The 12842-nt window shown below is 44.1% G+C and carries 8 protein-coding genes; 3 read left to right on the top strand and 5 right to left on the bottom strand.

Features of this window, described 5'->3' with window-relative positions; all coding sequences use genetic code 11:
- Positions 1 to 103 precede the first annotated feature (103 nt).
- From B3R63_RS08060 to B3R63_RS08080, 5 genes are read right to left on the bottom strand one after another with little or no spacing between them, the layout of a single operon-like run.
- Positions 104 to 1699, bottom strand: coding sequence for an ABC transporter ATP-binding protein (locus B3R63_RS08060; RefSeq protein ID WP_286729643.1), 1596 nt, complete (start codon positions 1697 to 1699; stop codon positions 104 to 106).
- The gene (locus tag B3R63_RS08065; RefSeq protein WP_005019174.1) at positions 1674 to 2687 is read right to left on the bottom strand and encodes an ABC transporter permease; all 1014 of its coding nucleotides are present in this window, start codon (positions 2685 to 2687) and stop codon (positions 1674 to 1676) included. Before B3R63_RS08065 ends, B3R63_RS08060 begins: the two co-directional genes overlap by 26 nt.
- Positions 2687 to 3754, bottom strand: a complete 1068-nt coding sequence (locus B3R63_RS08070) for a microcin C ABC transporter permease YejB (protein WP_286729647.1) — start codon at positions 3752 to 3754, stop codon at positions 2687 to 2689. The genes B3R63_RS08065 and B3R63_RS08070 overlap by 1 nt, the downstream gene beginning before the upstream one ends.
- Before the next feature lie 37 nt (positions 3755 to 3791).
- A complete protein-coding gene (locus B3R63_RS08075; RefSeq protein WP_286729650.1) occupies positions 3792 to 5636 on the bottom strand; it encodes an extracellular solute-binding protein in 1845 nt (614 codons plus the stop codon).
- Positions 5637 to 5661: 25 nt separating this feature from the next.
- Positions 5662 to 8715, bottom strand: coding sequence for a lytic transglycosylase (locus tag B3R63_RS08080; RefSeq protein WP_286729652.1), 3054 nt, complete (start codon positions 8713 to 8715; stop codon positions 5662 to 5664).
- Positions 8716 to 8936: 221 nt separating this feature from the next.
- On the opposite strand from B3R63_RS08080, the gene dnaQ reads away from it, so the two are divergent.
- The 3 genes from dnaQ (at position 8937) to nudC (ending at position 12841) form a co-directional block, all read left to right on the top strand.
- Complete coding sequence (gene dnaQ / locus B3R63_RS08085) at positions 8937 to 10304, top strand: DNA polymerase III subunit epsilon (RefSeq protein ID WP_286729654.1); 1368 nt, start codon at positions 8937 to 8939, stop codon at positions 10302 to 10304.
- 134 nt (positions 10305 to 10438) lie between these two features.
- Positions 10439 to 12082: a chemotaxis protein gene (locus tag B3R63_RS08090; RefSeq protein WP_286729655.1), complete on the top strand. Its 1644-nt coding sequence runs from the start codon at positions 10439 to 10441 to the stop codon at positions 12080 to 12082.
- The gene (gene nudC, locus B3R63_RS08095; protein WP_005019164.1) at positions 12083 to 12841 is read left to right on the top strand and encodes an NAD(+) diphosphatase; all 759 of its coding nucleotides are present in this window, start codon (positions 12083 to 12085) and stop codon (positions 12839 to 12841) included. It begins immediately after the preceding gene.
- Position 12842 lies beyond the last annotated feature (1 nt).

Genomic DNA, 12842 nt, shown 5'->3' on the forward strand with positions numbered 1-12842 from the left:
TGAATTAGAGTCCTTACTCTAGTTTAAACGCCTGTCTAGTCAAGGTTTACTCTATTACAATGCATGCCGCAGGAGTCACAAAAAAAGTTCCTGATGACGGTTTTTAATATTGACTTGCAGCTATCAATTGCCGGGTATACTCGGACTGAGGATTTGAAAATAGCTGTTCAGTATCCTGAAATTCGACCAGTTGCGCATGCCGTAGCACCATCACCTGCTGACATAAGGCACGGACTACCTGTAAATCATGACTGATAAACAGATAGCTTAACTGATATTCCTGTTGCAGATTTCGTAATAACTGCACAATTGCCCGCTGGGTGGTACGGTCCAATGCAGAAGTAGGCTCATCTAAAATAATAAGCTTGGGCTTAAGAATCAAAGCCCGTGCCAGTGCTACACGTTGCCGCTGTCCGCCAGAAAGTTCATGTGGATAGCGCTGTTTAAAATGTACAGGCAACTCTACCGTCTGTAGAATCTGGTCAATCTGCTCAGTTACAGCGAGCGGCATATGATGTTTTAAATTCAGCCCTTCACCAATGATTTGCTCGACCGTCATACGAGGATTCAGGCTACTGAACGGATCCTGAAATACAATTTGGAAGTCAGTGCGTAATAACCTTAATTTTTTCTCGGAAAGCAGGTTAAGGTCCTGCTCCATTAAAAAGATTTGGCCTTTACTCTCTATCAACCGGGCAATCGCTAAAGCCAGAGAAGTTTTACCAGAGCCACTTTCCCCAACAATTCCAATGGAGTCACCTTGTCTTAAGACCAGATTTAAAGGCTCAACTGCCACAAAATAATCTTTTACACGGTTAAGCAACCCTTGGCGAATAGGAAAACATACACTGACCTGTTCCAGTCTCAATAGTTCGGAGCCTGCGGAGGATGGCAATGCCTGACCAAAATCATGTGCCAATAAATGCCGGGTATATTCAGCCTTAGGCTGTTTAAAAATTTGTTCGGCACTCCCCTGTTCTTCAACTCTGCCTTGATTCATCACAACCACCTGCTGGGCACAGCGCTTAACTATATTAAGATCGTGACTAATTAGAATCATGGCCATATTTCGGCGATATTGCAGGCTTTGTAGCAGTTTGAGAATTTGTGCCTGTAAAGTTACATCCAGAGCGGTAGTAGGTTCATCAGCGATAAGGATATCAGGATCTAAAGCTAACGCCATCGCAATCATTACCCGTTGTCGCTGGCCGCCGGAAAGCTCATGTGGATAACGTTGCAGTTTGTCTTCCGGATGAGTTATTCCGACATCATGGAGTAATTCTACCACTCTCTGCCGAACCTGATCTTTAGACCAGCCTTGTAAATACAGACTTTCTCCAATAATTTTTTCTACCCGATGCAGCGGGTTGAGTGCAGTCATGGGTTCTTGAAAAATCATGGCAATTTTATGGCCACGAATCTGGCGTTTTGCTATTTCAGACAGATTTAAAAGATTCTGACTATCTAAAATAGCACTCCCCTGAACCTTAAGATTAGCAGGTAACAGTCCAAGCAAAGCCAGGCTGCTGATAGATTTTCCCGAACCACTCTCTCCGACAATAGCTAAGGTCTGTCCGGCATATAGATGGAAATTTAAATTTTCTACCAGAACTTCGCCCTGCCCATTTTGAATATTAAGCTGTTCAACCTGTAGCTTTAGCGCAGCTGACTGGTCACTGGCGTCTTGGGTCAAATGCATCGCGGGTTGCCTCCCCAATATAGATCAATAATGAAAGAACCAGTGCCAGACTGAAGAAACCAGATAAAGCCAGCCAAGGCGCATTAAGATTGTTTTTCCCTTGCAGCAGAATTTCCCCTAATGATGCAGCATCAGGTGGTAAACCATAGCCCAGGAAATCCAGTGCAGTCAGGGCAGTAATATTGGCCGTAAGCATAAAAGGGAGCTGGGACAGACTGGAACTCATGGCATTGGGAAGAATATGCCGGAAGATAATGGCATGATCTTTTACCCCCAACGCACGTGCAGCGCGCACATAATCGAAATTTCTTGCACGCAAAAACTCTGCCCGAACCAGACCAACCAGGGCTGGCCAGCCAAACAGTAACATAATCAGAAATAGCCAATAAACATTTGGAGTAAACATACTGACCAGAATCATGACCATAAACAGCATGGGCAGGCCACCCCATACCTCAAGTACACGCTGCCCGAGCAGATCAATCCACCCACCGTAGTAGCCTTGTACTGCACCTATCACGATGCCAATTAAGGCAGCAAAAAATGTCAGGGCAAATCCGAACAGTAAAGAAATACGCAAACCATATAAAACACGTGCCAGTACATCTCTTCCCTGATCATCAGTACCTAACCAGTTTTGTGCTGTTGGTGGCGATGGCACAGGAACAGCCAGTTCAAGATTTGGCGTCTGATAAGAAAATTCAATTAAGGGCCAGATTGCCCAGCCTTTGGCGTTGATAAGCTGCTGTACCACCGGATCTTTATAGTCAGCTTCCGTTTCAAAAACTCCGCCAAAAGCTGTTTCCGGATATTCCTTTAGTACAGGCACATAATAAGAGTTTTCATATTTCACCAGTAGCGGTTTATCATTGGCGATAAACTCTGCCGCAAGAGAACAAATAAAAATCAGAATAAAAATAATCAGGCAGCCCATACCAAGACGGTTATGGGTAAAACGTTGAAGGCGTGCCCGCATTAATGGAGACATTATTTTGCCCCCCGTGAATCAAAATTGATGCGTGGATCGATAATCTGATACAGCACATCACTGATGAGACGCAAGATCAAACCCAGCAGAGTAAATAAAAATAATGTGCCAAAAATAACTGGATAATCACGCTGTACTATGGCTTCAAAACCCATCAATCCCAGCCCATCCAGATTAAAAATTATCTCGATAAACAGGTTGCCTACAAAGAAAATCCCTATCAGGGCCTCAGGTAAACCGGCAATCACTATCAGCATTGCATTACGAAATACATGGCCGTATAGGACCCGGTTTTCACTTAATCCCTTGGCACGTGCAGCTAATACATACTGCTTGCTCAACTCTTCCATAAAAGAGTACTTTGTCAAGTAGGTTAGTCCAGCAAACCCGCCCAGAATCATGGTGAATAAAGGCAAGGCCATGTGCCAGAAATAATCTTTGATTTTTCCAAGCAGGCTGAGCTCCTGAAAATTTTCCGAGACTAGCCCCTGCAGCGGAAACCACTGAAAATAACTGCCGCCAGCGAAAAATACAATCAGTAAAACACCAAATACAAAGGTCGGTACAGCATAACCAACCGCCAGAAGTAATGAAGTAGACTTATCAAATAGCGTGCCGTGCTGTCTGGCCTTTTTAATCCCCAATGGAATAGACACCAGATAAATCAGTAAAGTACTCCATAACCCCAGAGAAACTGTAACCGGCATTTTCTCCCAGAGCAGCTGGGTAACGGGCTTATCTTTAAAAAAACTGATGCCGAAGTCCAGAGTGAGATATCCCTTGAGCATAATCCAGAAACGTTCAGGTGCCGATTTGTCAAAACCGTATTGTGCTTTGATTTTTTCCACTATTTCATCACTAAGGCCCCGTGCACCCTGATATTCAGATGAATGGCCAGCTGTTTCAGCATGGCTAGTGTTTCCCACTCCCTGGAAATTCTGGGCTTGCTGGATAGCCTGCTCTACCGGCCCTCCTGGCGCTAGCTGGATCACCATAAAGTTAATCAGCAGAATCAAGAATAGAGTTGGAATAATTAACAGAAGTCTTTTTAATATATATGTGCCCATAAAGACGCCATTCCCTGTGACTTCAATTGTTATAAGGTTATTGCCTGCGCAAATAACTGCTCACCTGCTGAGCCTGCTTGCTATCAATCCACCAGTAGTCTAAACCTACAGAAAGTTTTGGTTTCTGTTTTGGCTGATGATACATATTCCAGTATGCCAGCCAGTTTTCCCCTTTGCCATAAGTTGGAATCTGATAGTAGCCCGCACGCAGCAGACGGTCTAATACGCGAGTACGAATAACCAGCTGTTCACGGTCTGGTGCCCGGATGACACTATTAATTACTTGATCAATAACCGGGTTCTTGATACCGGCATAATTATAATTTCCTGCCTGATCAGCTGCAGCACTTCCCCATAACTGTGCCTGTTCATTACCAGGCGTCAGTGACTGCGGCATTACGCTGGTCGTCATGTCAAAATCATAACGGCGCATCCTTTCAAGATACTGAGGGACATCTACCTGACGTAGCGTCACTACAATACCGAGTTTTTTCAGATTACGTACAAAAGGCATTAAGGTACGCTGTAAACCGTCCTGATGAATGAGGAATTCGATTTCAACCGGCTGTCCTTTGGAATCATATAGCTTACCCTCATGAATTCGATAACCGGCCTTAATTAAAATCTGACGTGCAATCAGTAGATTGTTACGATTAAATCCGCTGGCATCTGAAACCGGATACTTCCAGTTCTTGAGTACACCTTGACGCATTACAGTATGCAATTTGGGCAATAGCGGCTGAAGGATCTGCATTTCTTTAGGGCCGGGTGGTCCTTTTGCTTCAAGTTCACTATTGGCAAAATAACTCTGTAACCGCTGATACTGACCATAAAACAGGGCCTTATTCAGCCATTCATAGTCATACGCATCAGTTAAAGCGCGGCGGAACTGAATATCATTAAAGGGGCTACGACGTGTGTTAAACACAAAACTCTGGGTTGCCACCGGATTCTGATGCCGAAAGCGATAGGTCTTGACTATCCCAGCTTTTACTGCCGGAAAATTATATTCTGTCACCCATTTACGCGCTGTCATCTCTTCATGCAAAGTATATTGCCCTGACTTAAAACCCTCAAAAGCAATATCCAGGTTTCGGTAATAAACATATTTTAACCGGTCAAAATTATAACGTCCCTTATTTACAGGTAAATTCTGCCCCCAGTAATGCGGATTTCGTTTATAGGTAACGCTACGCCCTGCATCAATCCGGTCAATCAGATAGGGGCCTGAACCAACAATAGGCTGCATAGTAATTCGAGTAAAATCCCGGTTTTTCCAGTCCTGCCTGGAATAGATGGGTAATGTTCCCAAAATTAGTGGCATCTCTGCGTTGTTATCTGACCTGAAAGTAAATTTGACCTGATATCTAGATAGAACTTCAGTTTTTTCTAGATCCGCCAGATACATCTGCAACCCCGGATTGGATTTGGTCTGATAAGCGTCAAAGCTGAACTTCACATCTTCAGCTGTGACAGGGAGACCATTACTAAAACGTGCTTTAGGATTCAGATAGAAAATAACAAACTTGGTATGTTCTGGATCATAGCTGGCTTTTTCTGCCAATAGCGGATAAAGCACTCCCGGCTCATCCAGAGAACTGCTCATCAGGGAATCAAACAGAAAATTAATCCCATCTACCGAGCTGCCTTTACCATTCATGCTATTTAAGTTATCAAAAGTACCATTACTGGCTGTACTTAATAATCCACCTTTAGGAGCTGCCGGATTAGCATATGGCATGGCATTCAGGCCGCTATACTTGGGCTGGGTGTGAAGCGCGATATAAGGCGTGGTTTGCAATGCAGCAAACCCGCCTTGAGCACATACACTTAATCCAGCCGCAAACCCCAGCTGCTTAGCTTTTGCAAAACTCCAGTGCATACCAGATCCTGTTCAGGTTTTTTTATTATAGATTTGGTACTTTAATCACTTCACCGATACGAAGCTGCGTACTTGGCTGAATATCATTCATTTCTGCCAGTTCACTCGTATTCATACCATATTTGTTTGCCAGACCAATTAATGTATCCCCACGTTTTACCGTATATGAAGTTACTGTTTTTGGAATCAGCAAGTTCTGACCACGTAAAAGACCAGCACGTGACTCCAGATTATTTAACTCTGCCAGCTCTTTAACCGAAATACCGACACGGCTGGCAATGGTATTCAGAGACTCTCCATTTTTTACGGTATAACGCTCAGTATCACGCTGACTGCCAGAAGAATTATTTTTACTATTCTTTGCAGTTACTGTTTCTTTCTCTACAGGTGCAGGTGATACTGGCAGTTCTCCATCAAGCTTGATTTTCTGGCCGACACGCAAGCCTGAATTACGGTTAAGTCCATTTAGGCCTGCCAGAAAATTAACCTGTAAATGATATTTTCCGGCAACTGATGTAAGAGTATCGCCCGGCTGAACAATATATTCATCCGGCATGCTTGCCCCAGCCGGAACTTTTAAAGTCTGGCCAATACGGACTCCACTACCGGTATTGATATTATTAAGCTGTGCCAGCTCGCTTACAGACACTTTAGATTGTGCTGCAATACTGGTGAGAGTATCGCCACGCTGTACCTTATAACTTTCAGTCTTATAATTCGTACTGACTTTGATATTGTCATTCAAAGTTGTTTTCTTATCTTCTTTAGTTTCGACTTTAGCAGAAACACTGGTCTCCTCTACAGGAACATTGATTCTCTGACCTACCAGCAGGCTGCTGGTTGAAGTCAGGCCAGGTGTTAAATCTGCCAATTCCTGATTAGATAATGCATAACGTTCAGCAATCATTTTCAGATATTCGCCACGTTTAACAGTGTAACTCTTGGTCTTGATCCGCTGTTCTGCGGTTACTCTGGTGTCAGCCACCTTAACGGGTTTTGCCACAGCTGCATTCGGATTATCTTTCAACTGAAGTTTCTGTCCTACAAACAGACCACTAGTTACAGAGAGATTATTCCAGTCGGCCAGTTGTTTCAATGAGAGACCAAACTGGTCAGCAACGCTGGTCAGACTATCATTGGCTTTGACCAGGTAAGTTTCCGGCTTGCTGGCTTTTACAGTTTTTTCTTCAACTTTTTGTGGATTGGCATCGTACAGGTATAAAGAGGTTCCTACATATAAGGTAGCACTTGGGTCAATCTGGTTCCATTTCGCCACATCACGCCAGCTCACCCCATTTTTCATGGCGATTACTGCTAGGGTATCACCTGGCTGAACCGTATAGGTACTGCGCTTGCCCTTTGGTGGTATAACTACAATTTCGCTGTCAGTCTTAATATAGTCTTTGCCCTTGTTGCGCTCTAACTCTTCCGAATTTGCCAGGGTATTTTCCGCCACGGCTTTTGGATAAGAGAATCCACGCTTAACCTCTTTACCCTGCTGTTCGGCTACTGAGAGACTGGTCTGGATAGCTGTCAGTTTAATCTTGCCATCATATGGATCTACAATTTCTGTACCTTGCGGAGCCAAGGCTTTTAGCTCAGCAACTACTTCATCTTTTTCAGCCTGGCTGGCTTGAGGCTGGAGTACCTCTTCAACTGACTTTTTCTCACCTTCAGCCTTAACCAGAGCCAGAATCTGGTCACGTTCAGTTTGTGAAATTGGTGGCTCTACACGTACCGGTGTAATATTTGCCGCTGGTGTCACTGCAACAGGTATACGCGGAGCACTTGGTATATCTGCTTTTGCTGCAAATGAAGCCAGAGCATCCGAACCTTTAGGTGTTGAGACTTTAGCTGTAGTTGTTTTACTGCTATTACTTGCCAACACAGGTGCAGAGCTTGATGAAGATGAAGGAACTGTTGCAGAAGCAGCTGGAGTTACCCTGGTCTGGACACTTACCGATGATGCAGGCTTAGAAGCTACTGGCGGCTGGTTGCTTGCCCATAGCCCTCCTGAACCTGAATTCAGGCTGCGCAGCTTTGTATCAATTGCCGGACTAAGATCAGCTGGAATCAGAATACGCATCGGGCTGGCCGGATCTACATATTCACCGCGATGACCTGGATTCAAGGCATAAAGTTCGGCACGGCTTAGGCCAGTAATAGAAGAAACCTGATTTAACCCGACTCCGCCATTTAAATTAACTTCGCGGAAGTGTGGACGGTTAGCAATTGGCGGTAAAGATACCCCATATGCTGACGGGTTTTTAATAATCTGTGCTACTGCCAAGAAACGTGGAACATAATTCATGGTTTCCTGTGGCAGTTTAAGCGACCAGTAATCAGTAGGTAAGCCTGCAGCACGGTTACGGTTAATGGCCTGCTGGATGCGACCCGGCCCGGCATTATAGGCAGCTAGTGCCAATTCCCAGGAACCGAACTGATTATACAGGCTGCCCAAGAACTCATAGGCTGCACGAGTCGATTCAACCACATCTCGACGGCCATCATATAGTGAAGTCTGCTTCAGACCATAAATTTTACCGGTGCTTGGAATAAACTGCCATAAACCTGCTGCTGCTGCACTACTGGTCGCTGCCGGATCATAGGAGCTTTCAATGACTGGTAACAGGGCCAGTTCAGTTGGCAGACCACGACGTTCGGCTTCTTTTACGGTATGGTACAAATAGCGGCTGGCACGTGCACTTAGACGGTCAAGATAAGGCTGACGTGAAATAAACCAGCTACGCTGTGCCTCAATACGTGAGTCCCAGTGATTTAAATCCATCTTGAAGCCTACAGTCATCCGCTTCCACACATCACCGTGCTTGAGAATCAGCAGACGATCGCCTTCAACAGCGCGCATATCAGTCGCAGAAAGCAGATCTTCAAGTGAATCCAGACTGCTGGCATCTAAAAGACCGGACCCAACCTGGTTTGATTTTATTGTTTTTGAATTCGCGGGAGTTGATGAACAGCCTGTCGTCATCCCGAGTGCTGCAATAGCAGAGCCAAGTAGAGTAATTTTAAACAAGATTGACGCAGAAGGCTGCCACACTGCTGTGGTTGGTTTATACATAAAAAATTCCAAACAACTCGCACAAAGTTTATTTTTTAAATAAGCCATTGTAGTGATGACTGCCAATGACACAAGGCAATAATTTAGCGCGATTCCACCTGAAATGTTACAAGAAATTAAAATTTCCCTTTAACAGTAGGTCGTCTTCCAGTTTTTGTGTATACAATAGAAGTCTCAGGTATGTATTTTCCCCTTGTATTTTTTTGACAGGTTTCTGATTTATGTCTCAAACAATCACACTCTATATAGATGGTGCTTGCCGCGGTAATCCCGGCTTAGGTGGATGGGGTGCATATATCATTACCGAGCAGGAAGAACATAAAATCTGTGGCGGTGAACCCCTTACTACCAATAACCGTATGGAATTGACTGCTGCAATTGAAGGCATTTCATTCTGCCCAAAAGATGCCAAGCTTGTCATTTGGACAGACTCTAACTATGTCAAAAAGGGTATTACCGAATGGATTCAAGGCTGGAAAAAGAAAAACTGGAAAGACGTCAAAAATCCTGACTTATGGCAAAAACTGGATGCAACCTGCCAAGGACGCGAAATCGAATGGAATTGGATTAAGGGACATGCTGGCCATGCAGGCAATGAAATGGCAGACCAGCTGGCAAATTTAGGTGCAGATCAAATCATGCAAGGCATCAGTACCCCGGTTCAGGCACAGCTCAATAGTGAGCATACATCAGAAAAAAAGTCTGAAAGCGACTGGTTACTGGATGATCCGTTAGGCTTCGATTTACTTGAATCAGAACCGGAGCATATAGAAGAGTCGACTCTGTTATTGCCAGATCAGGTTGAATTAATGGATGATGAATTAGCTACTGAAATAGAGACGGCTGAGTCAAGCCATCCATATGTAGTCACTACTGAAGCGACCTTGGAGCTACATGGTCCGCGCCAGCTGATTCTTGATACGGAGACTACTGGTTTTTATTTCCAGGATGGAGACCGGATTATTGAAGTCGGTGCCATTGAAATGGTAAATCGTAAACTTACCGGCAGCTCAATCCATATTTATATCAATCCGGAAAAACCGGTGGGTGACTCAGTAGACATTCACGGTATTACTGATGAATTCTTGCAGGATAAGCCACGTTATGCGGAAATTGCAGAGGTTCTTTTTAATTATTTAAAAGGTGCCGAGATTATTGCCCATAATGCCAGCTTCGATATGAACTTCCTTGATATGGAGTTCAAACGCGCAGGATTCCCTGCATTATCTGAAGTGTGTGAAGTAACTGATACCCTGGCACTAGCTAAAAGCAAGCATCCCGGACAGAAGAACTCGCTGGATGCTCTGGTTCGCCGTTATGAAATTCCAGCACGAGACCGTACTTTTCACGGTGCTTTGCTCGATGCCGAGATCTTGTCCGATGTATATCTGGCCATGACAGGTGGACAAGTATCCTTTGATATGGATGCCCTGTCTCAAAGCGAAATAAGTCAGTCACAGGCTTCACGACAAGTAATCAATGTTGATTTGCCCATAATTGTGCCTTCACCCGAAGAGCTTGCGGCTCATGAAGAGTGGGTCCAACACTACCAGGAGAAGAATGGCGAACCCTGTTTATTTGCCCGATAAAAAAAACCACATAAAGTGTTATTTTTTGTATATAAACCTTTTCTAGTTAAGTTATATTAATCTCTAGAAGTAAGGCAGTTATTTATACCCGTCCTTACATGAACAGATATAACACTAGGAAAGGTGCAGATCATATGTCTTACCAAACCTCGATTCATTTTGATCCAACTGCATTACTGATAATAAAAAATGAAATCGACAACTCTATAAAACTGGTTGAATCCGCTGTAAGCACCTTGGCAGAGGACCAGAGTTTACCTTTTGGTATTGAGGATACCCTAGCGCAGTTTCAGCAATGCGCACATGTACTTGCACTGATTGATATACCACATCTGGCCCAGATTGCAGCTTACTCTGCAGAACTGATGCGCAAGATTATGAGCGATCCACAACATATTGATCATGACCAGGTGGTAGCGCTCAGTGAGGGTACAACCATGCTCAAACGCTATGTTGAGTTTATTTGCCTGCGTGAAGTCAAAGTTCCCCAATTTCTACTGGATACATTGAATCAACTTGAAAAAGCACTGGATAAGCCTCTAACCCGTGAAGGTCAGCCACTGGTTCCACTGCTCGACTTTATGTCACCTGAGTTTAAACTGCCTGCTGCGCCACATCTGGAACAATCCAGCTATGTACACCAGCTTTATAAAATGTGTTTGAACAGAATATTAAAACAGCAGGAAACCGAGCTCGATTTACAAGGCATTAAACTGGTAGGAGCATATCTGGCATTTCTAGCCAATAACCAGCCTAGTCAACAGTACTGGAATCTGGTGTATATGGCCTTTAACCAGATAGAAGAACTGATTTTAAATGAACCGCGCCTGCGCACCTTAATCCGTATTGAAACCAGTATTGATAAGTTTTTAACACAACCAGACAGCTTTAGCCCATCAATTGAAGATCTGGCTGACATACTGGTACTGTGTATTAGTCAAGAAGATACACTGTCGCAACATGTCCGTGAACAGCTCAATATTGGTGATGAAATCTTGACTGATACTCAGCTTCAGGTACTGAGCCGTCATCTGTTCGGACCGGACTATGAAACCATTCATGCAATTACTGATCTGATCACCACCCAGATGGCCCAGATTCGTCATGATATTGAATACAATTATCAGAATATGTCGCCAGAAAAAAGTCAGGATATTCAGCAGAACCTGCTGATGCTGGCCAATATTTTCAAACTGCTGAACCTGAATGAAGCTTATATAGAGTTAACGCAGCAGGCCCGGGCTTTAAGTCAGCCGAACGTTCTGACAGATGAAAACTATGCCCAACAGCTCATGAACAGTATTTTATCGGCAATGAACTCTATTGGAATACTGGAACGCCATCACACCTCCAGCCGCCTGCAAATTCGTGTAAATAACATGAGTATCTCTCTGGACCGGCTTGATGAAGCTCATGAAATGCTTTTAACAGAGACCAAATCACTCATCGATTTGGCCAGCCAGAGCCTTACCCTTTATCTGCAAGACCCGAACACCTTAAACATTGAAGGGGTATGTAACCAGTTTAAGGAAATTTCTGGTGCCGTTTTATTCTTGGGAATGGAAAAATGTCAACAGGCTTTACTTGAAGGGGCGCGGTTTCTGGAACATTCAAACAAACATGCGCTGGTTATTGAAGCCCATCATATTGAAGATCTGCTCAATATTCTGGCGAGCGCCGATATGCTGATTGAAAATTTAAAAAACAAACAGCCTGTTTTAGGCTCGATGTTTAATGTAGCATTAGCAAGTAGTCAAAAACTTGTTGCCGCTGCCTAAATGTCTGAACTATCACTTGCTTACATCTTTCATGAACAACAGTTGTTAGTTGATGAAAACTTCCAGCTTCCTGAGGTCGAGAAGCTGGAAGATGATCTTGATTTTATTCCGGGCGATCAGATCATCGCCCGTGATCTTCTTGATATAGATGCTATCCCTGAAGGCCTGCATCTGGTTCCGATCCGGCAATTGATCAGTTTGTGGAGCCGTAGCCAGTTTGAACAGGCTAGCCGTGCTGTGCAGCTATTAGAATGGCGTCGTAATCATAAATTTTGTAGCCACTGTGGACATGAAACAGAGGTCCATCCTCTCGAATACGCCATGATCTGCCCTACTTGCCGTTATCGGCAATATCCACGTGTACAACCTTGCGTGATTACAATTATTACTCGCGGCGAAGATGAAATTCTGCTGGCGCAGTCTGTACGCAATAAAGGCAAAATGTACGGATTGATTGCTGGTTTTGTCGAGGTAGGTGAAACGCTAGAAGATGCAGTACGTCGTGAAACATTAGAAGAGGTAGGCCTGCACCTGAAGAACATCCGGTATCTGGCCAGCCAGCCTTGGCCATTTCCCAGCAATCTGATGCTGGCTTTTCATGCTGAATATGAGTCGGGTGACATCAAGCTTCAGGAAGAAGAAATCAGTGATGCCCGTTTTTTCAAATTTGATGAGTTACCAGAAATTCCGTTCAAAGGCAGTATTGCCCATTCCATGATTATGCACGTACTTCATGGAACGCCAATTATTGAATATTAAA

Source organism: Acinetobacter sp. UBA1297, assembly GCF_002307755.1.
GTDB lineage: Bacteria > Pseudomonadota > Gammaproteobacteria > Pseudomonadales > Moraxellaceae > Acinetobacter > Acinetobacter radioresistens.